General features: G+C 60.3%; 22 protein-coding genes and 1 pseudogene. 12 read left to right on the top strand and 11 right to left on the bottom strand.

The annotated features are described in order from the left end of the window. Positions 1-71: 71 nt before the first annotated feature. The 3 genes from ACSQ87_RS04745 (at position 72) to ACSQ87_RS04735 (ending at position 2,425) form a co-directional block, all read left to right on the top strand. Complete coding sequence (locus ACSQ87_RS04745) at positions 72-983, top strand: LysR family transcriptional regulator (RefSeq protein ID WP_436273451.1); 912 nt, start codon at positions 72-74, stop codon at positions 981-983. 141 nt (positions 984-1,124) lie between these two features. Beyond that, the gene (gene aroQ / locus ACSQ87_RS04740; RefSeq protein WP_008084592.1) at positions 1,125-1,565 is read left to right on the top strand and encodes a type II 3-dehydroquinate dehydratase; all 441 of its coding nucleotides are present in this window, start codon (positions 1,125-1,127) and stop codon (positions 1,563-1,565) included. Positions 1,566-1,570: 5 nt separating this feature from the next. Then, positions 1,571-2,425, top strand: a complete 855-nt coding sequence (locus ACSQ87_RS04735; protein ID WP_223431675.1) for a shikimate dehydrogenase — start codon at positions 1,571-1,573, stop codon at positions 2,423-2,425. Positions 2,426-2,461: 36 nt separating this feature from the next. Here the strand turns inward: ACSQ87_RS04735 and ACSQ87_RS04730 are convergent, their stop codons facing one another. After that, complete coding sequence (locus ACSQ87_RS04730; RefSeq protein WP_223431676.1) at positions 2,462-3,139, bottom strand: TetR/AcrR family transcriptional regulator; 678 nt, start codon at positions 3,137-3,139, stop codon at positions 2,462-2,464. 102 nt (positions 3,140-3,241) lie between these two features. Beyond that, on the bottom strand, positions 3,242-5,143 hold the full coding sequence (quiC, locus tag ACSQ87_RS04725) for a 3-dehydroshikimate dehydratase QuiC (RefSeq protein ID WP_436273450.1): 1,902 nt from the start codon (positions 5,141-5,143) through the stop codon (positions 3,242-3,244). Between the two features lie 430 nt (positions 5,144-5,573). Here quiC and ACSQ87_RS04720 point away from each other — a divergent pair, with 430 nt between their 5' ends. The 3 genes and pseudogenes from ACSQ87_RS04720 (at position 5,574) to ACSQ87_RS04710 (ending at position 8,596) form a co-directional block, all read left to right on the top strand. Beyond that, the gene (locus ACSQ87_RS04720) at positions 5,574-6,875 is read left to right on the top strand and encodes an MFS transporter (RefSeq protein WP_223431678.1); all 1,302 of its coding nucleotides are present in this window, start codon (positions 5,574-5,576) and stop codon (positions 6,873-6,875) included. Next, a pseudogene (locus ACSQ87_RS04715) lies at positions 6,875-7,741 on the top strand (MCP four helix bundle domain-containing protein); the annotation flags it as partial. The gene ACSQ87_RS04720 and the pseudogene ACSQ87_RS04715, both read left to right, overlap by 1 nt. Further along, a complete protein-coding gene (locus ACSQ87_RS04710; RefSeq protein WP_436275080.1) occupies positions 7,733-8,596 on the top strand; it encodes a methyl-accepting chemotaxis protein in 864 nt (287 codons plus the stop codon). The pseudogene ACSQ87_RS04715 and the gene ACSQ87_RS04710, both read left to right, overlap by 9 nt. 6 nt (positions 8,597-8,602) lie before the next feature. Here ACSQ87_RS04710 and ACSQ87_RS04705 read toward each other — a convergent pair whose 3' ends face one another. The 4 genes from ACSQ87_RS04705 to ACSQ87_RS04690 all read right to left on the bottom strand — a co-directional run bounded on the left by ACSQ87_RS04705 (position 8,603) and on the right by ACSQ87_RS04690 (position 12,426). After that, on the bottom strand, positions 8,603-9,481 hold the full coding sequence (locus ACSQ87_RS04705; RefSeq protein ID WP_150658234.1) for a DMT family transporter: 879 nt from the start codon (positions 9,479-9,481) through the stop codon (positions 8,603-8,605). Positions 9,482-9,524: 43 nt separating this feature from the next. Beyond that, entirely contained in the window at positions 9,525-10,346 is an 822-nt protein-coding gene (locus ACSQ87_RS04700; RefSeq protein ID WP_436273449.1) for a sugar phosphate isomerase/epimerase family protein, read from the bottom strand. Positions 10,347-10,348: 2 nt separating this feature from the next. Next, the gene (locus ACSQ87_RS04695) at positions 10,349-11,404 is read right to left on the bottom strand and encodes a Gfo/Idh/MocA family protein (RefSeq protein ID WP_436273448.1); all 1,056 of its coding nucleotides are present in this window, start codon (positions 11,402-11,404) and stop codon (positions 10,349-10,351) included. Between the two features lie 245 nt (positions 11,405-11,649). Continuing rightward, positions 11,650-12,426, bottom strand: coding sequence for an IclR family transcriptional regulator (locus ACSQ87_RS04690; protein ID WP_223431683.1), 777 nt, complete (start codon positions 12,424-12,426; stop codon positions 11,650-11,652). A 177-nt stretch (positions 12,427-12,603) separates the two neighbouring features. Here ACSQ87_RS04690 and ACSQ87_RS04685 point away from each other — a divergent pair, with 177 nt between their 5' ends. The 4 genes from ACSQ87_RS04685 (at position 12,604) to ACSQ87_RS04670 (ending at position 17,242) form a co-directional block, all read left to right on the top strand. Continuing rightward, positions 12,604-14,322 carry an FAD-dependent oxidoreductase gene (locus ACSQ87_RS04685; RefSeq protein ID WP_436273447.1) on the top strand — a complete coding sequence of 573 codons (1,719 nt, stop codon included), beginning with the start codon at positions 12,604-12,606 and terminating at the stop codon, positions 14,320-14,322. Between the two features lie 13 nt (positions 14,323-14,335). Then, positions 14,336-15,169, top strand: coding sequence for an aldo/keto reductase (locus ACSQ87_RS04680; protein WP_223431685.1), 834 nt, complete (start codon positions 14,336-14,338; stop codon positions 15,167-15,169). A 216-nt stretch (positions 15,170-15,385) separates the two neighbouring features. Continuing rightward, positions 15,386-16,282 (top strand): KPN_02809 family neutral zinc metallopeptidase, encoded by an 897-nt coding sequence (gene ypfJ / locus ACSQ87_RS04675; protein ID WP_223431686.1) that lies wholly within the window; start codon positions 15,386-15,388, stop codon positions 16,280-16,282. Further along, on the top strand, positions 16,283-17,242 hold the full coding sequence (locus tag ACSQ87_RS04670; RefSeq protein ID WP_436273446.1) for an alpha/beta fold hydrolase: 960 nt from the start codon (positions 16,283-16,285) through the stop codon (positions 17,240-17,242). Positions 17,243-17,372: 130 nt separating this feature from the next. Here ACSQ87_RS04670 and ACSQ87_RS04665 read toward each other — a convergent pair whose 3' ends face one another. The 3 genes from ACSQ87_RS04665 to ACSQ87_RS04655 all read right to left on the bottom strand — a co-directional run bounded on the left by ACSQ87_RS04665 (position 17,373) and on the right by ACSQ87_RS04655 (position 19,505). Next, positions 17,373-17,966 (bottom strand): HAD family hydrolase, encoded by a 594-nt coding sequence (locus tag ACSQ87_RS04665; protein WP_223431688.1) that lies wholly within the window; start codon positions 17,964-17,966, stop codon positions 17,373-17,375. Then, entirely contained in the window at positions 17,963-18,832 is an 870-nt protein-coding gene (gene tesB / locus ACSQ87_RS04660; protein WP_129441008.1) for an acyl-CoA thioesterase II, read from the bottom strand. The genes ACSQ87_RS04665 and tesB overlap by 4 nt, the downstream gene beginning before the upstream one ends. 103 nt (positions 18,833-18,935) lie before the next feature. Further along, complete coding sequence (locus ACSQ87_RS04655; protein WP_436275079.1) at positions 18,936-19,505, bottom strand: GNAT family N-acetyltransferase; 570 nt, start codon at positions 19,503-19,505, stop codon at positions 18,936-18,938. An 85-nt stretch (positions 19,506-19,590) separates the two neighbouring features. On the opposite strand from ACSQ87_RS04655, the gene ACSQ87_RS04650 reads away from it, so the two are divergent. Next, on the top strand, positions 19,591-20,511 hold the full coding sequence (locus tag ACSQ87_RS04650) for a histone deacetylase family protein (RefSeq protein ID WP_056744622.1): 921 nt from the start codon (positions 19,591-19,593) through the stop codon (positions 20,509-20,511). A gap of 281 nt (positions 20,512-20,792) precedes the next feature. Then, positions 20,793-22,034: a TIGR03862 family flavoprotein gene (locus tag ACSQ87_RS04645; protein WP_436273445.1), complete on the top strand. Its 1,242-nt coding sequence runs from the start codon at positions 20,793-20,795 to the stop codon at positions 22,032-22,034. Between the two features lie 124 nt (positions 22,035-22,158). Here the strand turns inward: ACSQ87_RS04645 and ACSQ87_RS04640 are convergent, their stop codons facing one another. Then, positions 22,159-23,493, bottom strand: a complete 1,335-nt coding sequence (locus tag ACSQ87_RS04640) for a DEAD/DEAH box helicase (RefSeq protein WP_046048739.1) — start codon at positions 23,491-23,493, stop codon at positions 22,159-22,161. A 65-nt stretch (positions 23,494-23,558) separates the two neighbouring features. Then, on the bottom strand, positions 23,559-24,485 hold the full coding sequence (gene yedA / locus ACSQ87_RS04635; RefSeq protein ID WP_436273444.1) for a drug/metabolite exporter YedA: 927 nt from the start codon (positions 24,483-24,485) through the stop codon (positions 23,559-23,561). Positions 24,486-24,519: the final 34 nt, after the last annotated feature.

The following is a 24,519-nucleotide window of genomic DNA, read 5'->3' as shown; positions in this document are numbered from 1 at the left end:
AATCCTTTCACCGCCTCCACAAAAATGGTGGTGAAATTCAGTCCTTCATTTGATCCCCGGTGTAATCAATCATGCAGCGACAATTCGACGATCTTCAGCTGGGCAGCATCGAACTGTTTTGTCTGGCGGCCGAAGCCGGCAGTTTTACCGCCGCCGCGCTGGTGGCTGGCGTGACGCCGGCAGCCGTGAGCCGCTCGGTGTCGCGCATGGAGGAACGCCTGGGCGTGCGGTTGTTCGCCCGCACCACCCGCAGTGTCAAACTGACTGACAGTGGTCGGCGGTATTACGAGGAATGTCGTCAGGCGCTGGCGCAACTGGTCGAGGCCCAACGCGAGGTCATGGGCCAGCAGCAACAGCCTTCCGGCACCTTGCGCATCAGCATTCCCACCACCTATGCCCATCACCGGATTCTGCCGCTGTTGCCGGCATTTCGGGCTCGCTTTCCGGCGGTGAAGGTCGAGTCGCATATCAGTAATCGCAACATCGATTTCGTCGGTGAAGGCTATGACATGGCGATCCGCGTGCGGGCGATTCCGGATTCCGGTCTGATCGCCCGACAGTTGGAAGACGCCGCGCTGGTGATGATTGCCAGTCCTGACTACCTCAAGCACGCGGGCGTTCCACACACGCTGGACGATCTCAAACAGCACGAGTGCATCCAGTACGAATTGCCCAGCAGCGGTCGGCGGATTGCCTGGCTGTTCAACGACAATGGTGTGCACCGGGAAATTCTGGCCGAGGGCAATCTCAGTTGCTCCGACGACGTACTGGGCGGCGTGACCCTGGCCAAACACGGGGCGGGACTGTTTCAGACCTATCGTTTCATTGTCGAAAACGAATTGGCCGATGGTTCGCTGGTGGAGGTGCTCAAGCCTTATGGTGGGCGCTCGCGACCGTTCACCCTGCTCTACCCGCAAACTCGCCATATGCCGTTGCGTTTGAGGGCGTTTATCGATTTTCTGGTGGAGCATCTGCCCCGCTGAAAAGCCGATACTGTCCGATCACCGCACACATTAGCCCTGAGAACCGCCTCTTCAATTGACCAAATTAACCAGCTAGTACAATTTATCTCCACAGGCTGAAACCCTCGGCCAATGCCAAAAACAATAAGTGGAGAGACCCCGATGCCCCCTATCGTTCTGGTGCTCAACGGCCCGAATCTAAACCTGCTCGGCACCCGTGAACCGGCGACTTACGGCCACGAAACCCTGGCCGACATCTCAGCGTTATGCGGTCGTGCCGCCGAAGAGTTCGGCCTGGCGGTGGAGTTCCGCCAGACCAATCATGAAGGCGAACTGCTCGACTGGATTCACGCCGCGCGCGGCCGCTGCGCCGGGATCGTCATCAACCCGGCCGCCTGGACCCACACCTCGGTCGCGATCCGCGATGCGTTGGTCGCCAGCGAATTGCCGGTGATCGAAGTCCACCTGTCCAACGTTCATGCCCGCGAGCCCTTTCGCCACCACTCTTTTGTTTCGGCCATTGCCACGGCGGTGATGGCCGGTTTCGGCAGCCACGGCTATCGCCTGGCGCTGGAGCATTTCAGCCAACGTTTGAAGGGGTGAACGCCGTGACTCAGACCAACGCGGTACTGGCCGGACTGATCGGCGCCGGCATCCAGGCTTCTCGCACCCCGGCATTGCACGAGCATGAAGGCGATGCCCAGGGCTTGCGTTACCTCTATCGCCTGATCGATCTGGACCAGTTGAAACTCGACAGCGGCGCCCTGCCCGACCTGTTGATGGCGGCCGAGCGGATGAACTTCACCGGCCTGAATATCACCTTCCCCTGCAAGCAGACGATCATCCCGCTGCTCGACGAATTGTCACCAGAAGCCCGCGGCATTGGGGCGGTGAATACGGTGGTGTTGAAGGACGGCAAACGCATCGGCCACAACACCGATTGCCTTGGGTTCGCCGAGGGGTTTCGTCGAGGCTTGAAGGGCGTTGCCCTTGAGCGCGTCGTGCAAATGGGCGCCGGTGGCGCCGGTGCGGCAGTGGCCCATGCACTCTTGAGTGAAGGCGTACAGCTGCTGAACATTTTTGACGTGGAGATCAGCCGTGCGCAGAGCCTGGCGGACAATCTCAATCAACATTTCGGCGTCGGCCGAGCTGTGGCGGGACATGACTTGCCGAGCACCCTGGCCCAGGCTGACGGTCTGGTGAACACCACCCCCATGGGCATGAAAAAACTGCCGGGCATGCCAGTGCCAGTGGAATTGCTTCGAGGTGAGTTGTGGGTGGCGGAGATTGTTTACTTCCCGCTGGAAACCGAACTGCTGCGCAACGCCCGCGCGTTGGGTTGCCGAACGCTGGATGGCGGCAACATGGCCGTGTTTCAGGCGGTGAAGGCGTTTGAGTTGTTCAGCGGCGTGGTGCCGGATGCGCAGCGGATGCTGGAACATTTTCAGAGCATGAATGGCTGAACGAATGTGGCGAGGGGGCAACCCCCTCACTCCACATCAGGCCTGCAGATAGCGCAAAACCGACTCGCAAATCATCTCTCGATGACGCTGCTTGATGCTTTCGTCCGGCAAGTCGATCTGAAAGATCTCACCGAAGGTATGGCGGTTCGACACGCGATAGAAGCAGAACGAGCTGATCAGCAAATGCACATCCAACGGCTCGAGCCCGGCGCGGAACACTCCTTCCTCAGCACCTCGACGCAAAATCTCGCCCAGTGAATCGAGGATGGTGTTGTTCATCGCCTTGATCGCATCGGAACGTTTCACGTATTCAGCGTTGTGAATATTCTCGATGCTGACGATACGCACGAAATCGACATTGTGATCATGGTGGTCGAAAGTGAATTCCACCAGCCGACGAATCGCTTCCACCGGAGCCAGTTCGGTCAGGTGCAGACGGTTTTCGGTGCTGCGGATATCGCCGTAGAGTTTCTCCAGCACCTCGATGTAGAGCTGTTCCTTACTGCCGAAGTAGTAATAGATCATGCGTTTTGAGGTGTGGATGCGCTCGGCAATCGCATCGACGCGAGCGCCGGAAAGCCCCTGCTGGACGAACTCGACAATCGCCTCTTGAAGGATGTTCTCGCGGGTCTTTTCCGGGTTGTTCTTGCGACTCTTGCGCGGCTCGACAATCGGCTCGTCGGGCGCTGCGGAGAGGTCTGAAGTTATCGTCATTGCGGGCTCACGGCCATCACTGCACAGGTTGGCGATTATGGGCCGCGCCGCACAGTGAAGGAAGCCGTGCGGCGGCGGTTTGTACCCGTGTTTACGATTTTCCTACAACTTTGCCTGACGTACGGCGCCGCTTCGAGACTTGGCCATGGCCGCCAGTCGCACCGCGACGTTGGCTGCGCCGTAACCTGCGTAACCGTTCTTGCGCTGGATAATTTCAAAGAAGAACCGCCCTTCAAACGGCTCGGTGTACACATGAAACAGCTCGCCGCCCTGGGCATCGCGGTCGTAGAGCACGTTGTAATAGGCCAGTTCGCTGAGGAACTCGTCGTCGAAATCGAACCGCGCGGCGAGGTCATCGTAGTAATTGAGCGGGATATCCAGCAGCGGTACGCCCGCCTCTTTGGCCCGGCTGACTTCGGCAAAGATGTCGTCGCAATCGAAGGCGATGTGATGCACGCCAGAGCCGCGATAACTCGACAGCGCGTGTGAGATTGCGGTGTTGCGGTTCTCGGAAATATTCAGCGGCAAACGGATCGAACTGTCCCGGCTGCGCAGCGCCCGACTCTTTACCAGACCGTACGGGTCAGGCAGCACCACTTCGTCGTCGGCTGCGAAATCCAGCAGGCTTTTATAGAACAGCACCCAACTGTCGAGGCTGTCGGCCGGCAGCGCCATGGCCATGTGGTCGATGCGCTTGAGGCCGCCGCTGACCACGGCGGCGGGTTGCAGATTGAAGTCGGTGCCGTAGACGTCGGCGTCCTGGTCCACCAGATAAATCAGACTGCCATCCGGCGCGCGCACTGCGGCAAGCTCCAGTTCATTGGGGCCAACCAGCCCGCGATACGGCTGACCTTTATAGGCCACGGCCCGAGACAGCGCACTGGCGCTGTCCTTGACCCGCACGGCGGTGGCGCACAGAGATGGGCCGTGAGCTTCGAAAAAACTGTGGGCGAACGAGTAAGGCTCGGAGTTGAGGATCAGGTTGATATCACCCTGACGCAGCAGGCTCACGCTCTTGGAACGGTGTTGCCCTGTCTTGACGAAACCCAGCCGCTCCAGCCAATGGGACAGCTTGGCGCCAAGGCGCTCGTCCACGGCGAACTCAAGAAATTCGATGCCGTTGTACTCGCTGGCCTGGGGCGTCTCGAACAGAATGTCTACAGTGGTGGGTGGCGTGGCTTCCTGCGCCAGACGCTCGCGGGTTTTCTCTTCCAGATAGAGCAACGAGCGCAAACCGTCGGCGGCATTGGCCCTCGGTGGTGCAGCGCGGAAGCCGTCGTTGAAGATCTCCAGCGACAACGGCCCGGTGTAACCGCTCTTGATGATCGGCGCGAGGAAACCCGGCAGATCGAATTCGCCCTGGCCCGGGAAACAGCGGAAATGCCGGCTCCACTCCAGCACGTCCATGGCCAGGATCGGCGCGTCGGCCATTTGCACGAAGAAAATCTTGTCGCCGGGAATTTCGGCAATCGCGCTCGGATCACCCTTGAGCGACAGCGTGTGGAAACTGTCCAGCAACACGCCGAGGTTTGGATGATCGGCCTGACGGACGATGTTCCACACCTGTTGATAAGTGTTCACGTGGCGGCCCCAGGCCAGCGCTTCGTAGCCGATCCGCAAACCACGGGCACCGGCGTGTTCGGCCAGCAGGCGCAAGTCGTCGACTAAAATCTGTTCGTCACCGATAGAGTCGGCCGAAGCGTTGCTGCACACCAGCACCAGGTCCGTGCCCAGTTCCTGCATCAGGTCGAACTTGCGCTCGGCCCGCTCCAGGTTGCGCGGCAGGCGGTCGCGGCGGCAGCCCTCAAAATCCCGGAAGGGTTGAAACAGCGTGATCGCGATCCCGAGATCGGCGCACATCTGTTTAATTTCCCGCGGACTGCCGTCGTAGTAGAGAAGGTCGTTCTCGAAAATCTCCACCCCGTCAAAACCGGCGGCGGCAATGGCTTCGAGTTTTTCCGGCAGGGTACCGCTCAAGGACACGGTGGCAATGGAACGCTGCATATTTCGACTCCCGGTGGTGGAGACAATCTTGTTATCGATATCGCACGCTTTCGCTTTTACGTAGGAGCTGTCGAGTGAAACGAGGCTGCGATCTTTTGATCTTAAAAACCGACATCAAAAGATCGCAGCCTCGTTTCACTCGACAGCTCCTACAGGGATCAGGGATCGCGTGGATCGGGTGAACGAATTATTGGCCGGGGGAATCTGCACAGCAATTCAAAGTGTACTACCCGGTTAGTTTTGTGTTCGATTATCGAACACAATGGGCCTTGGCGAATTGACGATTTTTCGTCCACTGCGCAACATCAACACCACATTGGGTCCGGCCGTGAACAACAGGACCCGGTTACCAAAGACCCAGAACACCACATAAAAATAATCGGTGGCCTACATGACTCCTTCTCAAAGCTCTCCCGTGGAGCGTTCCTCCATGACTCCTGCCACTGGCGGCATCGGCGATAAAATCCGCGGCGCCATGGCGGTCGGCAAAACCCGTTGGGGCATGCTGGCGCTGGTGTTCTTCGCCACCACCCTGAACTACATTGACCGCGCCGCACTGGGCGTGATGCAGCCAATCCTCGCCAAGGAAATGAGCTGGACGGCGATGGACTACGCCAACATCAACTTCTGGTTCCAGGTCGGCTACGCCATCGGTTTCGTGCTGCAAGGCCGGTTGATCGATCGGGTCGGCGTCAAGCGCGTGTTCTTCTTCGCCGTGCTGCTCTGGAGCCTGGCGACCGGCGCCCATGGCCTGGCCACTTCGGCCGTCGGCTTCATGGTCTGCCGGTTCATTCTGGGTCTGACTGAAGCCGCCAACTACCCGGCGTGCGTGAAGACCACCCGGTTGTGGTTCCCGGCCGGCGAACGCGCCGTGGCCACCGGCATCTTCAACGCCGGGACCAACGTCGGTGCAATGTTCACCCCCATGTTGTTGCCGCTGATCCTGCATGTCTGGGGCTGGCAGGCCGCGTTCCTGTGCATGTCGTCACTGGGCGGGATCTGGTTGCTGTTCTGGGGCTTGAAGTACTTCAACCCGGAAGATCACCCAAGCGTTAAACAATCGGAACTGGACTACATCCAGAAGGAAGTAGAGCCGGAACAATCCCGCGTACCGTTCTCGAAAATCCTGCGCATGCGTGGCACCTGGGCCTTCGCCCTGGCTTACGCGATCACCGCGCCGGTGTTCTGGTTCTACCTCTACTGGCTGCCGCCGTTCCTCAATCAGCAATACAACCTGGGGATCAACGTGACCCAGATGGGCATCCCGCTGATCATCATCTACCTCACTGCCGATTTCGGCAGCGTCGGCGGCGGGATCCTCTCCTCGTTCCTGATCGGCCGCGGGGTCAACCCGATCAAGGCGCGCCTGATGTCGATGTTCCTGTTCGCCTGCTGCATCATCGGCGTGATCATGGCGGCGGGTTCGAGCAGTCTGTGGGTCGCCGTGTTCGCCATCTCCCTGGCCATCGGCGCGCACCAGGCCTGGACCGCGAACATCTGGAGCCTGGTGATGGACTACACGCCTAAACACATGATGAGTACGGTGTTCGGCTTCGGTGGCATGTGCGCGGCCATCGGCGGGATGTTCATGACCCAGTTGGTCGGCCACATTCTGACGATCACCAACAACAACTACACCGTGCTGTTCACCATGATTCCGGCGATGTACTTCATCGCGCTGATCTGGATGTACTTCATGGCACCGCGCAAGATTCCGACCGTAGAAGTCTGATGCTCCCTCGGCGCAGGCCTGATTTCAGGCCTGCGCTTTTTTATGCCCGCCGTTCCTGCATTCACGTTTTTCTCTCTCGATTCCACAGAGGTCAACCCATGTCGCCAGGTCACCTGAGCATCGCCAAACGCGCCGCGATCAGCTTCGGCGTCATTGCCCTGCTGGTCTTGTTGCAGGGGTTGTTTGCCCTCAAGCAGGTCGCCGAAGTGCGCGCCACCGGCCAGCACACTGAAAACATCTCCCTGCCCAGCACCCGCTACCTGGGTGAAATCCGTGATTACATACTGAGTATTCGCGTGCTCAGCCTGCGCATGGCGCTCAACCGCGAGCCCAAGGTGCTCGACGCAACCGTCGCCCGTCTGCATCAGGTGCAGGGTTGGCTTGAGCAGAGCCTGGACAAATTCACGCCCCTGGTCGGCGACTACAACCGGGGCCCGTTCGAAAAGTTCGTCGCCACCGTCACCCTTTACCGCCAGTCACTGACGCAATACGAAACGTTGTCGCGGGAAAACCGCAGCGAAGAAATGACTGCGTTGCTCAATGGCAAAATCCAGGATTACTCGACCCGGACTGGCGACCAGTTCGCCGAACTGATGGCTCTCACCGCCAACGAAGTCAGCCAGTCGAGCCAGCACGCCGATTCGCTCTACAGCCAGGTCAAGACCACCGTGATCGGGGCCCTTATTGCTGTCTCGGTCCTGACCCTGTGCCTGGCCTGGCTGTTGATTCACAGCATCGTTGTGCCGATCCGTCAGGCGGTGAAAGTGGCCGAGCAAGTCGCCACCGGTGACCTGAGCACACCGATCCAGAGCCACGGCTCCGATGAAACGGCGCGCTTGCTCAAGGCCTTGTCGGTCATGCAAACCAGCCTGCGCGAAACCCTGCAACTGATTAGCGCCACCTCGACCCAACTGGCCGCGGCCGCCGGGCAGATGAATCAGAGTACTCAGCAGGATTCCAGTCGCCTGCAGCAGCAACACAATGAAATCGAGCAAGCCGCCACGGCAGTCAATGAAATGACCGTCGCGGTGGAAGAAGTCGCACGCAATGCAGTCTCGACCTCCGACAGCACGCGCCAGTCCACTCAGCAAGCCAGCCAGGGCCAGGCGCGGGTGATCGAAACACTGAACTCGATTCAGGCGATGAGTGCCGATGCCGGCATCGCACTGCAACAGGTTCAGACCCTGGCCGAGCAATCCCGGGAAATCGGCAAGGTGCTGGACGTGATCCGCGCCATCGCCGAACAGACCAATCTGTTGGCACTCAATGCCGCAATCGAAGCCGCCCGTGCCGGAGAAGCCGGGCGCGGCTTTGCGGTGGTGGCCGATGAAGTCCGGGCGCTGGCCCATCGCACCCAGCAATCGACCCGGGAAATCGAACAGATGATCGGCCGGGTTCAGGGCGATACCGACAGCGTGGTGCTGTCGATGCACGGGAACAGTCAACGCGTGGCCCAAACCCTGTCGATTGCCGAACAGGCGGGCCTGGCTCTGGCGCAAATTACCCAAGCGATGGAGCAGATACACGAACGCAATCTGGTGATCGCCAGTGCCTCGGAAGAACAGGCGCAAGTGGCTCGAGAGGTGGATCGCAATCTGCTGAACATTCGCGACTTGTCGCTTGAAAGCGCCGATGCCTCGACCCGGACCCGCGCCACCAGCCAGGCGTTATCGCAACTGGCGGCAGGCCTGCAAAACCTGGTCGTGCGCTTCAGGTTTTGAACGGCCTCACCGACGACTCTGCTGCCAGGCTGCTGCCAACCCGCTGCAACAAATCACCGCGATCCCGACCACCGTGGTCAGGGTCGGCGTGTGAGAAAACAGCAACCAGCCCAGCAAACCGGCAAAGACAATCTGGCAATAACCGAACGGCGCCAACAACGCAGGGGCGGCGTGGCGGAAGGCTTGTGTCAGAAACAGGTGAGCCGTCATCCCGCAGGCGCCCAGCGCCACCATCATGAATCCATGCCCCAGGCTGGGAACTTGCCAGAAGAATGGCACCAGCGCACTCATCACCAATGTGTTGCATAGCCCAGCGAAGAAGTTGCTGGTGGTCGGGCTGTCGATTTCACTGAGCTTGCGGGTGAGCAACTGATAGAAGCAGAAAAACAGCGCCGAGCAGAGCGGCAGCAACACCGCCGGGGTAAAGAGTTCTCCGCCGGGATGGACGATGATCAACACGCCGATGAATCCGCAAATCACCGCAATCCACTGGCCACGCGTGACGTGTTCGCGCAGCAGTGGCACCGACAGCGCAGTCACCAGAACCGGTGCAAGAAAGTTGACCGCCGTGGCTTCGGCCAAGGGGATGTACTGCAAGCCGGTGGTGAAAAACAGACTGGTGCCCAACAAGCACAACGCCCGCAACAGCTGAAGTAACGGCCGTTTGGTTCGTAGGACACCCAGCCCGGATTGCGGCAGAAAAATCCCGGCCATCAGTAAGGTGTGAACCAGATAACGGGCCCAGACCACCATGACGATCGGGTAGAAGCCCGAGAGGTATTTCGACAAGGCGTCGTGACTGGAAAACAGGAAGGTCGCAACGACGATCAGCAGAATCCCTTTGAAGGGTTGGTTTACGCCGGAGAGCGGAGTGCTGACGGTCATTCGGTATCCCTTGTGTTTTGCAGCAACTATTTAAAAGCATCCCTTACAGCCGAGCTAACAACTCATGGGTTTTACTCAACGCCAACCGCGCCCGCTGCAATCCACTCACGCCCTGCTCAAGCAATTTCACGGTGGGGATCTCCAGGCTCAACGGAATATCGGCCGGTAAACACTGCAACAACCCCGCCAGATCACAATCGCCATCACCCGGGAAACGTCGCTCGTTACGGGCCTGGCGCAGAATCTCGGCCATGTCCTTTGGCCGTGGCCCGGCAACGTCGCACAGCTGGGCATACCGTAACCGTGACGGGGCAACTGTGGCCAGAGCTTCCAGCCGTGAACCCGAACGGTCGAAGTGAAAGGCATCCACCAACACCGCGCCGTTTTCACGCCCCCCGTTTTCGACGATGCGCACCGCGCGCTCAAGATTGCGCGCATCGGTCCACGGCATGAACTCCAGATGCGGATGAAGCCCGTAAGGTGCCGCCAGATCACACAGCCGAGCGAAGTTGTCGGTGAGCCGCTGTTCGTCAGAATCGTTACCGGCCACCAGCAATTCACTGGCACCGAATTCGGCACCGACCGCCAGAATCTTCTCGAAATCGGCGACGATGGTTTCCGGTTTAAGACGCAGGATTTCGACATCCAACACACGAATGCCAGTATCGCGCAGTCGCGCCAACGTCCTGCGCCGTAACCCGACATCGGCGACCAGCGCAAAGTGGTGTTCTTCAGGCGTCGCAGGCTCTAACCGTAATCCGACATGACTGTAACCAGCCTGTGCTGCCACTTCGACCATCTCGGGCGGTGACAATTCCAGCACTGTCAGGCTGGCCAGGGAAAAGATCCGATCGTTCCTGTTCATGTTCAACCCTCGATCAAGGTCGGGGCGCAGGCACGGCCGGTTTCGGCAGCCTCACGAATCGCTTCAATCAGCGCCAAGGTACGGGCGGCATCGGCGACGCTCACCAGCGGCTCGACTTCCCGACGCACCACGCGCACGAAATGCTGCAACTGCAAACGCAGCGCTTCATCGGCGCTGAAGTGTTCCTGCACCGACAGCAACGGTTGATGCCATCCCCCATCGGTGTCGGCGTAGTGCCAACGCTTGAGTTGCGGAATGCTCAACGCACCGCCAGTCCCGGCCAGCAGATAACACGGCTGATCGGCCTGATGTGGGTACACCGGGTTCTCGCCGGAATCCAGCTCCCAGCTCCAGGGCGCCGCGACCGCATCCGAACCGGTCAGGCTACCCAGCGCGCCGCTGTCGAATTGCAGCAACACCGCCGCGCAATCTTCGTTGGCAAACCCGCGCACCGCATTGCTGGTGATCGCCTGAACCTGCCGCACTTCGCCGCACAAATGCCGAAGCAGATCGAGGTCGTGAATCAGGTTGGTCAGCAACATTCCCGCGCCGGGTTCGCGGCGCCAGGGCGTCTCGAAATAGCTGTCGGGTTTGCGCAATTGCCAGAACGCGGTCACCGTCGTCAGCCGGCCCAGCGCGCCGCTCTGCACCAGTTCATGGGCGCGGACGATCAACGGATTGTGCCGGCGATGATGACCGACCAGCACAGGAACGCCCGTGGCTTTCGAAGCGGCAACCAGCTCGCGGACTTCATCCCTGTGCACGCCCACCGGTTTTTCCAGCAGGACCGGCACGCCGACAGCGAGGCAATCGAGGGCGGTGCTGACATGCAGCGTATTCGGGTTGGCGACGATCACCGCGTCTGGCTTCACATGCTCCAACATCTGACGGTGATCCGCGAAATACGCCACGCCCCATTCCGCCGCCAGGCCCGCTGTTTGCGGACCCGGATCGGCCACTGCGCACAAGGTCGCTTCCGTCAGCGACTTCAGATGCTGGTAGTGCTGCTGGCCCATGTTGCCAGCCCCGATCAGGGCAATACGCAGGGGTGAACTCATGGTGCGGTCCTCTTGTGATTATTGTTGGAAGAGCGAATTCCAATAATTTAGAACCTGGTTCCAGATTCTTACACGCGTATGGACTGAAAGTGTTCGAACAGCGCACAGCTTCGTATGGCTAAACACAAATCAAATGTGGGAGCGGGCTTGCTCGCGAAGGCGGAGTGTCAGTCGATTTTGATGTCGCCTGACACTCCGCCTTCGCGAGCAAGCCCGCTCCCACAGTGAATTGTGTGACGCCTGAATTAACTGAACAGCTCAGACGCCAGACTGGCTGCCGACAGTTCCTCGGTAAACTTCAACAACAGCGGCGCCAACTCATGCAGTCGCGCCCCCGGCATCCGCGCGCTGGGCCCGGCGATGCTCAGCACACCGATGACTCGACCATCACTCGGATGTCGCACCACCGCAGCAATCGCCGAGGTGCCCACCGCCGAACTTTCCTCGACCCAGGCATAACCCTGCTCCCGCGCCATACGCAGGCGTTCCAGCAGTTCGATGTTGGAACGCGGAGCATTTGGCCCAAGGTCCCTCGGCCGCTCGCCACCCTGCCGTTCGACCAGAGACAGCGCCTCGGCATCGCTCATACACGCCAGCCACGCATGCCCCGACGCGGTGTAAAACAAGGGCGCATCGCGGCCCATGTCCGGGTCGTAGCGCAAGCCGGAACGGGCGCCCTGGGATTTGGCGATCCAGATCTGCCGCTCACCTTCAATCACCCCAAGCCGCACCAGTTCGCCGGTTTCCTGGGCAAGGCGATCAAGCACCGGCTGAACAATATCGGCGCCGCTGCCCGACAGGTAACGGAAACCCATGGCCACCAGTTTGGTCGACAGGTGATACCGCAGATTCTCCGGATTCTGCCGCACGTAGCCCAGCCTAATCAGCTCGGCGAGCAACCGGTGAGTCGCGCTTTTGGGAATATCCAGTTGCTCAGCCAGCGTCTGCATCGGCAAGCCGCGAGGGTCACTGGTGAGGCTTTCAAGCACGCTGAAAACACGTTCGATCTGACTGCCGGCCATGGGAGGTTCCACACAAAATTTGTCCGATTCTAGAAGACAACCGGCCGAATGCGAAATCTGGAACCCACTGTCCGATTACCGCCCGCTTTACCCGTTGAACGGTTGCCGAGCTCGATTACGCTCCTATATTTTCTGGAATCAAATTCTAAAAAATACAAACCGCCGGAGCTTCAGACGATGCCTGCCGAATCAAAAAATCTCCCGGATATCGATTGCGACGTGCTCATCGTCGGCTCCGGTGCGGCCGGGCTATCGACTGCAGTCACCGCAGCGTGGCACGGCTTGAAAGTCATCGTGGTCGAAAAAGATCCGGTGTTCGGCGGCGCCACGGCATGGTCCGGTGGCTGGGCCTGGGTGCCGTGCAACCCCTTGGCCCGGCGCGCCGGGATCGTCGAAGACGTTGAGCAACCGCGCACTTATCTGAAACACGAATTGGGCGAGCGTTACGAGCCGGCCATGATCGACGCTTTCCTCGAAGCCGGGCCGCGGATGGTGGCGTTCTTTGAGCAGCACACCTCGCTGCAGTTTGCCGACGGCAACGCCATTGCCGATATTCATGGCGATACACCGGGCGCCGGCACCGGTGGGCGCTCGGTCATCGCGGCGCCTTATGACGGGCGAAAAGTCGGCAAGCTGCTTAAGCGTCTTCGCAAGACCCTGCGGGAAACGTCGTTCATGGGCATGCCCATCATGGCAGGCGCGGACCTCTCGGCGTTTCTCAATCTGACGCACTCGCTGTCGGCGGCCTGGCATGTGACCCGGCGCTTTTCGCGACACCTGCTCGACCTCGCGGTGCATGGTCGGGCGATGCAACTGGTCAACGGTGTCGCGCTGGTGGCTCGGCTGGCAAAATCCGCCGAAGACCTCGGCGTATTGCTCTGGGAGTCGGCGCCCGTTACCGAGCTGCTGCGCGAAAACGATCAGGTTCGAGGCGCGGTGGTCAGCACCGCCAAAGGCAAGGTCCGCATCCGTACGCGCAAGGCCGTGGTGCTGGCGGCCGGCGGTTTTGCCAATGACATCGAGCGGCGCAAGGCATTGTTTCCCCGTACGCCAACCGGGCACGAACACTTGGCGTTGCCACCCCTCGGCGTCTGCGGCGATGGCCTGCGACTGGGCGAAAGCGCTGGCGCCCGAGTCAACACCGACATGACCTCCCCCGTGGCCTGGGCGCCGGTTTCGCAAGTGCCACACAAGGACGGCAGCATCGGCCACTTCCCGCACATCATCGAGCGCGGCAAACCGGGGATCATCGGCGTGTTGAGCAACGGCCAGCGCTTCGTCAACGAAGCCAACGGCTACTACGACTATGTGACTGCCATGGTCGCCGCCGCTCCGAAGGGCGAAGCGGTCGCCTCCTGGCTGGTCTGCACGCATGGCTTTCAGCGGCGTTATGGCTTGGGTATCTCTCGGCCGTTTCCGCTGCCGCTGTCATCCTTTATCCGCAGCGGCTATCTGAAAACCGGTAACACCCTTGAGGAATTGGCCGAGACCTGCGGCATCGACCCGAACGGTCTGCGCAGCACTGTGTCCGAATACAACCGGCACGCGCGCCATGGTGAAGACCCGCTGTTCGGTCGCGGTTCGACGCCTTACAACCGCAAACAGGGTGATGCGTTGCAGCAACCCAACCCTTGCGTCGCCCCGATCGAACAAGGTCCGTTCTATGCCGTGAAGGTCCAGCCCGGCTGCTTCGGCACCTTCGCCGGCCTCAAGGTCAATCAACACGCCCAGGTTCTCGGCGAATCGGGCGAGGCCATCACCGGGCTGTACGCAGCAGGCGGTGACATGGCCAGCATCATGGGCGGTCACTACCCCGCCGGCGGCATCAATCTGGGCCCGGCGCTGACCTTCGGCTACATCGCCGCGCGACATATCGCAGGAATTACCGATTACTAACAGGAGATCGACTATGCAGCGCATCGTTAATGCACAGGGTTTGAACATGCCCAAACTCGGCCTCGGCACCTGGCCGATGCTCGGCGAAGAATGCACACGCGCCGTGGAACAGGCCTTGGCATTGGGTTATCGGCACATCGACACCGCCGCGGCCTACAACAATGAAGACGCCGTCGGCCAAGCGCTGATGAACAGTCCTACCCCTCGCAATCACATCCACGTCACCACCAAAGTCTGGTGGGATCAGCTTCAACCCGATGCCATGCGCCATTCCATGGACCGCAGCCTCAAGGCCTTGCACAGCGATTACGTTGACCTGTTCATGATCCACTGGCCGACCACCGATTGGGACCTGCCGCGCATGATCGAGACCCTGGTGTCGTTCAAGGAACAAGGACTGGCGCGCAACATCGGTGTGGCGAATTTTCCACTGCCGTTGTTGCGCAATGTCGTCGAGGAACTGGGTACGCCGCTGTCAGCCATCCAGGTCGAGTACCACGTACTGCTCGGACAAAACGCTCTGCTGGACTACGCCCGTCAACATGACCTGGCGCTGACGGCCTACACGCCACTGGCCCGCAACAAGGTCTCGGACATCCCGCACATTCAGCAGATCGCCGCCAAACACGGAGTCCTGCCAACGCAAGTGGCACTCAAGTGGTTGCTTGATCAACCGAACGTGGCCGCCATTCCAAAAGCCAGCAGCCAGGCCAATCAACTGGCCAACCTGGCGGCGCTCGAGGTGAATCTGGATGACGAAGACCGTGCGTTGATCGCTGGTTTGTCCAAACGCGAACGCCAGGTCAATCCGGACTTTGCGCCAGTGTGGGATGCGTTCGACCAGTGATTCCCTCGAAGCAGTCGGTCGCCTGCTCGATAAAAACCCGTCGTCTGAAGGAATTAGATGGGTTGTCCGTGTTCAATACGAGTCTGGAAGACTCCCGGCCACCCACCACAGGTTGCCGGGAAGGCTGCTGTGCGCAACAAAAGATGGACGACCGGACTGGCGCCGCTCCCACTCAGCAGCAACACTCATCCCCACGGACAATCAGAGGATTCCCACATGCTATGGAAAAAAGGCCGACGCAGCGACAACGTGGTCGATGCCCGTGGAGATGATGTCGGCGGCGGCGGTGGTGGCGGGATGCGCTTTGGTGGCGGCAAAGGTCTGAGCCTGACGGCGATTATCTTGATCGTCGGGATCGGCTGGATCACCGGCCAGGACCCGCTGCAAATCCTCGGACAACTGACCGGGCAGATGACCGAGCAATCGGCACCGGCGCCGACTCAAACCCGCAAGGCACCGCCGGCCACTGACGAAGGAGCCGAGTTCGTGCGTTCGATCCTCGGCGATACCGAAGACACCTGGGGTCAAATTTTCCAGCAGGCTGGTCGTCAATATAAGGAGCCGACCTTGGTGCTGTTCAGCAACCGCGTCAATTCGGCCTGTGGCCTGGCGACATCGGCGACCGGCCCGTTCTATTGCCCGGCAGACCAGAAGGTCTACCTGGACATGAGTTTCTTCCAGGAAATGTCCCAACGTTTTTCCGCCGCTGGCGACTTCGCTCAGGCCTACGTGATCGCTCACGAAATCGGACACCATGTGCAGACCTTGCTCGGTGTTTCGGCGAAGATTCAGACCGCCCGCCAACAGGGCCGGCAGATGGAAGGCGACGGTGGTTTGCTGGTACGCCAGGAACTGCAGGCCGATTGCCTGGCCGGAGTCTGGGCCAACAATGCGCAGAAACGGCTGAACTGGCTGGAACCCGGTGACATCGAAGAAGCCTTGAACGCCGCCAATGCCATCGGCGATGACCGCTTGCAACAGCAAGGTCAGGGGCGCGTGGTCCCGGATTCGTTTACTCATGGTACGTCGGCGCAAAGGGTGCGCTGGTTCAAAACCGGATTCGCGCAAGGCCAGGTCGGCCAGTGCGATACCTTTGCAGCGAAAAACCTATAAATGAACAAGTGGCTGTTAGCTCTACTGATCACCTGCGCAAACGCCCAGGCTGCCGAGCATGCGGTCAAGGAAGTCAGCCCCGGACGCCTGCTGCTGACTGCAGGTGAAATCGCGGTGGGCATCGGCCCGGCGCCGAAAAAAATCGAACGTGTGCTGATCATCGTCCATGGTCGATTGCGCAATGCCGACACCTATCGCCAGAGCGCCGTGCATGCGGCCGAACAGGCCGGGCAAAGCGCGAGCACCTTGGTGCTCGCCCCGCAATTCCTCAATGACACCGACGTCGCGGCCCATCCCGTGGCTGACAGCGTATTGCGCTGGCAGGGCAATGACTGGATGGCGGGCGGTTTATCTACCGCTCCGTTTTCCCTGAGCTCCTACGCGGCGCTCGACGAAATCATCGCCCGAATCGGTGATCGAAAACAGTTTCCAGACGTGAAGCAAATTGTCATCGCCGGTCACTCCGGGGGCGCTCAGGTGGTGCAGCGATACGCGTTGCTGGGCCACGATCAGCCAGCGCTCAAGGCGGCCGACATACAGGTGCGTTACGTCATTGCCAACCCGTCGTCTTATGCGTACTTCGATGAACGACGGCCAGTGGCGTTCAGCCACGCCGGCTGCCCGAATTTCAATCGCTGGAAATATGGACTGGCGGGCTTGCCCGCCTATGCCGAAGGGCAAACCGCCAAGCAACTGGAGGAAAAATACGTCAAACGCGATGTCGTTTACCTACTCGGGCAGCAGGACAGCGACCCGAAGCAGCCAGCGCTGGATAAAAGCTGTGAGGCCCAAGCCCAGGGAGCGAATCGATTGGCTCGAGGGCGCAATTATTTTGCTTATCTGAAGCGGCTGAATCCTCAAGGTTTGAGTCAGCAACTGATTGAAGTGCCCGGGGTCGGGCATGACGGGGATGGGATGTTTAACTCGCCGCAGGGGCAGAAGGCGTTGTTCGGTCAGTGAGTTTTTGTGGTGCCTGATCTGACGCCTTCGCGAGCAAGTCGAATCGTCGCACCGCCGCTCCCACATTTGACCGTATTCCAATGTGGGAGCGGGCTTGCTCGCGAAAGCGATTAACCAGACAACCAACCCCTCAAGCCGACAACATTTCCCGCAACGCCACGCAATCCGCCGCATGCCAATCCGCCAGCTCCGGCCAGGGATTATCCGGCAGGTTCACCAACACCGTCCGCGCCCCTGCCGCCCGACCGCAATCCAGATCAAAACGGTAATCACCGACCATCACCATCTCACTGGCCGGGACATTCCAGGCCTGGGCCAACTTCAGCAAACCACCGGGATGCGGTTTTGGCGGTGCTTCATCACGGCCCAACACATCCTCCACCGCGAAGCAGTCGGCCAGGCCGATCGCCTCCAGCGTGACGTGCGCCAGTTCGCGAGCATTGCGCGTGAGAATGCCCAGGCGATAACCGCGCCCGGCCAGCTCACGCACCAGTTCTACCGCGCCCGGTGCCGCTTTCGAACCGAGCGCCAGGTCTCGTTCATGTTCCAGCAACCACGCATGTTTGGCGGCAGCTTCATCGGCCGGCAGCGCGGCGAGGTGGGTCAGGATGTCGTCTTCGGCAGGAATCGCCAACGCCACGCGGATCGCCGCGAAGTCATGCACGGCCACCGTCAGGGTGCCGTCCATGTCGAACACCCAGTGCCGCACCTCGGCCAGGCTCATGCCCAATCCTTGCGGTGACGAATCAAACCTTCCTGAGTGACCGAAGCCACCAGTTGCCCGGCACGATTGAACACGCTACCACGGGAGAAACCACGGGAATTACCCGCCCAAGGACTGTCCATCGCATACAGCAACCAATCATCGGCACGTAGATCCTGATGGAACCACAGCGCGTGATCGAGGCTGGCGACCTGCATGTCTTTCTGCCAGACCGATTTGCCATGGGGCTGCATCGACGTGGTCAACAGACCGAAATCCGAGGCGTAGGCCAGCAGGTATTTATGCAGCGCCGGCGAATCGGCCAAGGCACCGTCGGCGCGAAACCAGACGTACTTGATCGGATCGGACGGTTGCGGGTTGTACGGATCTTTCTCGGTGATCGGGCGGAATTCGATCGGTTTCGGGCACAGCAGTTTTTCGCGCATGTGCTCGGGAATCAGGTGCGCACGCTGCTGAGCAAGCTCCAGCTCCGAGGGCAGGTTTTCCGGGCCGACCACGGTGGGCATCTCGGACTGATGCTGGAAGCCTTCTTCGTCGTACTGGAACGACGCACTGCAGGTGAAAATCGGGTTGCCCTTCTGGATCGCCGTCACCCGCCGCGTGCTGAAACTGCCACCGTCGCGCACCCGATCAACCTGATAAACCACAGGCAACGCCGAATCGCCGGGACGCAGGAAATAGCCGTGCATCGAATGCACATGGCGCGCTTCTTCGACCGTCTGACTGGCCGCCGACAGGGACTGACCGATCACCTGACCACCGAACAGCTGACGAAAACCCAGGTCCTGGCTGCGGCCACGGAACAGGTTTTCCTCGATTGGTTCCAGGGTCAGCAGGTCAACCAGATCATCCAACACTTGGCTCATTCAGACTCTCCTCACACAACGCATGCCGCGCAGTCTTGGCTGCGACGGTCGATTCAATTTCTGGCCAGGGCCCATGGGAGCCATTGTAAACGTCCGTGCCGGCTTATCCATGCAAGGTTTGCAGCCATTGTTCACGGGTGATGCGGTACAACGCATGGTGACGCAGGGGATGATCGGCCGCGAGCATCGGGTGGTCGAAATCATCGGCTGAATCATGGTGCATGCCGATTGCCTGCATGACTTTCTGTGACGGCGTGTTGGTTTCGGTGGTGAAGGACACGACCTCTTTCAGCGCCAACCGGTCAAACCCGCAGCGCAGAGCGGTCCACGCCGCTTCACTGGCGTAGCCAAGGCCCCAGTGCTCTCGGGCCAGACGCCAGCCGATTTCGGTGGCCGGGGTAAAACGCGCGTCGAAGCCAACCTCTGCGAGCCCGGTAAAACCGATAAATGCCCCGGTGTCCTTGCGTTCCAGCGCCCAGAGACCGAAGCCATGCTCGGCGAAATGGCCACGAATCCGTCCGATCAACGAGGCACTTTCCAGACGACTTAAAGGCGCCGGGAAATATCGCATCACCTGTGGATCGGCGCACATCGCCGCAAACTCCGGCAAATCCTCATCGCGCCACTGCCGCAACAGCAGTCGCGCGCTCTCGAGTTCCAGTATCGGTTCCATCATGCCCCCCGTTCCCATGCCGCAAGTCTACATCGCTGGTAGGATCCTTCACTCATCCCTACCTACCGTCCTGTATAAATCAGCCATGCCCCTGCCCCTGATCTACCACGAAGACTACAGTCCCGAGTTCCCGGCGGATCACCGCTTCCCCATGGACAAGTTTCGCCTGCTGCGCGATCACCTGGTGGACAGCGGACTGACTCGGGACGCTGACCTGCTGCGCCCCGAGCTCTGCCCGCCAGAGATTCTCGCGCTTGCACATGACCCTGCGTATATCGAACGCTACATGGGCGGTGAGTTGTCCCGCGAAGACCAGCGGCGCCTCGGTCTGCCGTGGAGCGAAGCGCTGGCCCGGCGTACAGTACGTGCGGTTGGCGGCTCGCTGCTGGCGGCCGAGCAGGCGCTGGAGCATGGTTTGGCCTGTCACTTGGCCGGAGGCACCCATCACGCGCATTACGACCATCCTGCCGGGTTCTGCATCTTCAACGACCTGGCCGTGATCAGCCATTTCCTGCTGGAAAGCGGTCGGGTGAATCGGGTGCTGATCTTCGACTGCGATGTGCATCAGGGCGACGGGACTGCACGGATCCTGCACAACACCCCGGAAGCGGTGACCGTTTCCCTGCACTGTGAGAAGAACTTTCCTGCACGCAAAGCCGAAAGTGACTGGGACATTCCACTGCCCAAGGGCATGGGCGATGCCGATTACCTGAAGGTGGTGGACGATGCGCTCAATTATTTGCTGCCGCTCTACCAACCTGACCTGGTGTTGTACGACGCCGGCGTCGATGTGCATAAAGATGACGCGCTCGGCTACCTGAAGCTGACAGACGAAGGCGTCGCCGCTCGCGATGAAAGCGTGATGCGCCATTGCCTGGGCCGGGATATTCCGGTGGTCGGCGTGATAGGCGGCGGTTACAGCAAGGACCGCAAGGCGTTGGCACGCCGTCATGGAATCCTGCATCACAGTGCGCAACGGGTCTGGCAGTCATCAGGTTGTCATTGAGGTGTGAGTCTTTACCCACAATGCCTGTGGAACTGCCTGTGGATAACCTGAGTGAAAGGTCCTACAGGCCATGCTGCATATAGCCTGCAAAGTGGTGGTTGTTTTTTGATCAGCCATTTGAAACGACACAGTTCCAATGTGGGAGCGGGCTTGCTCGCGAAAGCGATTTAACATTCAACATTGATGTCGACTGATACACCGCTTTCGCGAGCAAGCCCGCTCCCACATAGATCTGTGCTGGTAGAATGCGCGGCTTATTCCGCCACGCCGCAGCTCTCGCCATGACCCAGCCCTCGCCCTCCTCCTCTTCTCACGTTGCCATCATCGGTGGTGGCCCCGCCGGTTTGATGGCGGCCGAAGTGCTGAGTCAGGCCGGGATCAAGGTCGACCTGTACGACGGCATGCCTTCGGTGGGGCGAAAATTCTTGCTGGCCGGTGTGGGTGGCATGAACATCACCCATTCCGAAGCCTACCCGGCGTTTCTCTCGCGCTACGCCGAACGCGCGCCGCAGATTGCGCCGCTGTTGCGGTCATTTGGCGCTGATGCGCTGTGCCAATGGATTCATGACCTGGGCATCGAAACCTTTGTCGGCAGCTCCGGGCGAGTCTTTCCTACAGACATGAAAGCCGCTCCCCTGTTGCGCGCCTGGCTCAAACGTCTGCGAGATGCCGGCGTAGTTATCCACACCCGTCACCGCTGGCTCGGCTGGGATGACAGCGGTGGATTGCGCATCGACAGCCCCGAAGGCGAAAAAACCGTCAAACCTGACGCAACCTTGCTGGCCCTTGGTGGCGGCAGCTGGTCGCGGCTCGGCTCGGACGGCGCCTGGATGCTGCCACTGGAACAACGCGGCGTAGGACTCGCGCCGCTGCAACCGAGTAATTGCGGCTTCGAGGTGCAGGCCTGGAGCGAGTTGATGGTCAGCAAATTCGCTGGCGCACCGCTGAAAAACATCGCCATAGGCCTCAATGACGACGTGCCGCGGCTCGGGGAATGTGTGATCACGGCAACCGGGATTGAAGGCAGTTTGATCTACGCCTTGTCGGCGCCGATCCGCGAAGCCATCAATCAGCACGGCTCGGCGACTATCCATTTCGACCTGTTGCCGGGCAAGCCTGTGGATAAAGTTCAAGCGGCGCTGAGCAAACCGCGTGGTTCACGTTCCATGGCTAAACACCTGCACAGCCAGCTCGGGATCGATGGTGTGAAAGCGGCGTTGCTGCGCGAACTCACTCCAGCCGAATGCTTCGCCGATCCGGCACTGCTGGCCAAAGCGATCAAGGCGCTGCCACTGACACTGGTGAAAACCCGCCCACTGGACGAGGCCATCAGCAGCGCCGGTGGCGTGATGTTCGAAGCAATGGATGAGCGCTTGATGCTCAAGCAACTGCCTGGCGTGTTCTGCGCGGGGGAAATGCTGGATTGGGAAGCGCCGACGGGCGGCTATCTGCTGACCGCGTGTTTCGCCAGTGGGCGCGCGGCAGGGTTGGGGATGGTGGAGTGGTTGAAGCGCAAGGGCTGAAGACCGAGGTGCGCCCTTCGCGAGCAAGCCCGCTCCCACATTCGACCGAGTTCTTTCAGAAAGAATGCGGTTAATGTGGGAGCGAGCCTGCTCGCGAAGGCGGCCTATCAGACGCCGCGTGTTTTCAAGGCTTCTTCTTACGCGGTCCAGTATTAAACACCGGCACTTTTCGCACAGGCTTGATCGAAGGCTCCGGCGCCGAAGCATCCCCACTCTCAACCCATTTACCCAAGTTGCGTTTACCGCCACCGGAAGTCTTCGGTTTCTTCGGTTTTTTCGGCTTCTTGACCACCTGACCGCTGGCATCGGTATCCGGCACCCGGTGCTCAGGCTCGAAGTCATGTTCCATCTGACGAGGCAATGTCTGACGGGTCAACGTCTCGATGGCCGACAGCAGATTCACTTCATCAGCGCAGACCAGCGAAATCGCCTGCCCGGTTGCACCCGCGCGACCGGTACGACCGATCCGGTGGATGTAGTCCTCAGCCACGATCGGCAGGTCGAAGTTGACCACCAATGGCAAATCTTCGATATCCAGACCACGGGCCGCGACGTCGGTGGCCACCAGAATCTGCACTTCACTGGCCTTGAAACGGTCCAGTGCGCGCTGGCGGGTTGCCTGAGGTTTGTCGCCGTGGATGCCGTCGGCATTGATGCCCAGACCCTGGAGTTTTTCCACCAGCGCGTCCACGCCGTTGCGGGTCTTGGCGAACACCAGCACCTGCTTCCACTTGCCCTTGCGCAGCAAATGGATGAACAGTTCCGGCTTGCGCTTCTTGTCCACCGTCACCACCCATTGCTTGACGGTGTTGGCAGCCACGTTGCGCGGGCTGACTTCGATGCTCAGTGGATCGTTGAGCATTTGCCCGGCCAGCAAGCGGATCGCGTCGGAGAAAGTCGCGGAGAACAACAGCGTCTGACGTTGCTTCGGCAGCACGCGGTAGATATTCCCCAGTTCCTCGGAGAAACCCAGATCAAGCATGCGATCGGCTTCGTCCAGAATCAGGGTTTGCAGCTGATTGAACTTGAGGGCCTTCTGGCGATACAGGTCGAGCAAACGACCCGGCGTCGCCACCAGCACGTCAACACCCTTGCGCAGCTTCATCATTTGCGGGTTGATGCTGACGCCGCCGTACACCGCGTAAGTGCTCAACGGCAGGTTCTCGGCGTACTGACGCACGGCTTCGTGAACCTGTTCGGCCAATTCGCGGGTCGGCACCAGGATCAGTGCGCGCACCGAGTTAGACGCCACTTTCGGCCCTTCCATGGCCAGCAATTGCAGGAGCGGCAGCGCGAAGCCGGCGGTCTTGCCCGTCCCGGTCTGGGCGGCGGCCATCAGGTCGCGACCGGCCAGCACCGCCGGAATGGCTTGCGCCTGAACCGGCGTCGGGGTCTGGTAGCCGAGCGTCTCGAGAGAGCGCAGCAAGGGTTCGATCAGGCCAAGGGAGGCGAAAGTCATGGGATTACCGTAGGAAAATTCAGCGCGGTTGTGCAAAACGAGTGTGCAATGGCGCGCAGTTTACCCTAATTCATGCTCGATTCTGTCTGCACCACCGCAGCAGGTCGTTCCGGAGCCCGGCGCCACTGCGGCAACCCGATCAACACCACGGCGCTGATGATCACCAACATGGCCAGCGCTTCTTCGATTCCGATGGTCTCGCCGACAAACACGATCCCCAGCAACACCGCCACGGCCGGGTTGACGTAGGCATAACTGGTGGCCGCCGCCGGACGCACGTTTTTCAACAGATACATATAAGCGTTGAAAGCGATGATCGAACCAAAGAAAGTCAGGTAGGCCAGGGCCGCCCAGCCTTCGATCGGTGGCATGGCTTCCAGATGCTCTCCACTCAGCGCACTGCCGATCAGCAACGCCACGCCGCCGACCAGCATTTCCACGGCGCTGGCCATCGCGCCCTGAGGCAGCGGCAAGTGCTTGCTCCAGACTGAGCCGAAGGCCCAGGAAGCTGCCGCGAATATCAGCAACATGGCACCCAGCGGGCTCGATTGCAGGTTGGAACCGAGGTTGAGCATGGCGATGCCGATCAACCCGAGCACAATCCCGGCCCATTCGAGACGGGTATTACGCGCGCCCCAGAAATATCCGCAGAGCAAGGTAAACAGCGGCACTGTCGCCACCGCCAACGCAGCCACACCCGAGGCGACACCCATGTGTTCGGCCACGCTCACCCCGCCGTTACCGCACGCCAGCAGCAAAATTCCGATGATCCCGGCGGCTTTCCACTGCGCCCAGGTCGGTGCCGGCGCCCCGCGCCAACGCAGGAACGCATACATCAACGTCCCGGCGATCACGAAGCGGATACCGGCGAGCAGCAACGGCGGCCAGTACTCCACGCCGATGCGAATCACCAGGTAAGTCGAGCCCCAAATCACGTACAACGCGAAAAAGGCAGCGATCAACGGTAAGGGAAAACGACGTAAGCCAGGCATGGGGCAGCTCGTAGGCAAGACAAGTGAACAGCTA

Origin of the sequence: Pseudomonas sp. LjRoot277 (genome assembly GCF_964253845.1) — a bacterium.
Classification (GTDB): Bacteria; Pseudomonadota; Gammaproteobacteria; order Pseudomonadales; family Pseudomonadaceae; genus Aquipseudomonas.
The sequence above is the reverse complement of the archived record's forward strand: the minus strand, read 5'-3'. Positions and strand labels throughout refer to the sequence as shown.

Excerpts from the sequence above, each read along its gene's own strand:
- ACSQ87_RS04640 (WP_046048739.1), bottom strand. The coding sequence starts at position 23,493 with ATGACTTTCGCCTCCCTTGGCCTGATCGAACCCTTGCTGCGCTCTCTC.
- ACSQ87_RS04655 (WP_436275079.1), bottom strand. The coding sequence starts at position 19,505 with ATGGAACCGATACTGGAACTCGAGAGCGCGCGACTGCTGTTGCGGCAG.
- ACSQ87_RS04720 (WP_223431678.1), top strand. The coding sequence starts at position 5,574 with ATGACTCCTGCCACTGGCGGCATCGGCGATAAAATCCGCGGCGCCATG.
- tesB (WP_129441008.1), bottom strand. The coding sequence starts at position 18,832 with ATGAGCCAAGTGTTGGATGATCTGGTTGACCTGCTGACCCTGGAACCA.
- ACSQ87_RS04645 (WP_436273445.1), top strand. The coding sequence starts at position 20,793 with ATGACCCAGCCCTCGCCCTCCTCCTCTTCTCACGTTGCCATCATCGGT.
- ACSQ87_RS04650 (WP_056744622.1), top strand. The coding sequence starts at position 19,591 with ATGCCCCTGCCCCTGATCTACCACGAAGACTACAGTCCCGAGTTCCCG.
- ACSQ87_RS04705 (WP_150658234.1), bottom strand. The coding sequence starts at position 9,481 with ATGACCGTCAGCACTCCGCTCTCCGGCGTAAACCAACCCTTCAAAGGG.
- ACSQ87_RS04700 (WP_436273449.1), bottom strand. The coding sequence starts at position 10,346 with ATGAACAGGAACGATCGGATCTTTTCCCTGGCCAGCCTGACAGTGCTG.
- ACSQ87_RS04710 (WP_436275080.1), top strand. The coding sequence starts at position 7,733 with ATGCAAACCAGCCTGCGCGAAACCCTGCAACTGATTAGCGCCACCTCG.
- ACSQ87_RS04680 (WP_223431685.1), top strand. The coding sequence starts at position 14,336 with ATGCAGCGCATCGTTAATGCACAGGGTTTGAACATGCCCAAACTCGGC.
- ypfJ (WP_223431686.1), top strand. The coding sequence starts at position 15,386 with ATGCTATGGAAAAAAGGCCGACGCAGCGACAACGTGGTCGATGCCCGT.
- ACSQ87_RS04685 (WP_436273447.1), top strand. The coding sequence starts at position 12,604 with ATGCCTGCCGAATCAAAAAATCTCCCGGATATCGATTGCGACGTGCTC.
- ACSQ87_RS04745 (WP_436273451.1), top strand. The coding sequence starts at position 72 with ATGCAGCGACAATTCGACGATCTTCAGCTGGGCAGCATCGAACTGTTT.
- aroQ (WP_008084592.1), top strand. The coding sequence starts at position 1,125 with ATGCCCCCTATCGTTCTGGTGCTCAACGGCCCGAATCTAAACCTGCTC.
- ACSQ87_RS04695 (WP_436273448.1), bottom strand. The coding sequence starts at position 11,404 with ATGAGTTCACCCCTGCGTATTGCCCTGATCGGGGCTGGCAACATGGGC.
- ACSQ87_RS04690 (WP_223431683.1), bottom strand. The coding sequence starts at position 12,426 with ATGGCCGGCAGTCAGATCGAACGTGTTTTCAGCGTGCTTGAAAGCCTC.
- ACSQ87_RS04670 (WP_436273446.1), top strand. The coding sequence starts at position 16,283 with ATGAACAAGTGGCTGTTAGCTCTACTGATCACCTGCGCAAACGCCCAG.
- ACSQ87_RS04730 (WP_223431676.1), bottom strand. The coding sequence starts at position 3,139 with ATGACGATAACTTCAGACCTCTCCGCAGCGCCCGACGAGCCGATTGTC.
- quiC (WP_436273450.1), bottom strand. The coding sequence starts at position 5,143 with ATGCAGCGTTCCATTGCCACCGTGTCCTTGAGCGGTACCCTGCCGGAA.
- ACSQ87_RS04665 (WP_223431688.1), bottom strand. The coding sequence starts at position 17,966 with ATGAGCCTGGCCGAGGTGCGGCACTGGGTGTTCGACATGGACGGCACC.
- yedA (WP_436273444.1), bottom strand. The coding sequence starts at position 24,485 with ATGCCTGGCTTACGTCGTTTTCCCTTACCGTTGATCGCTGCCTTTTTC.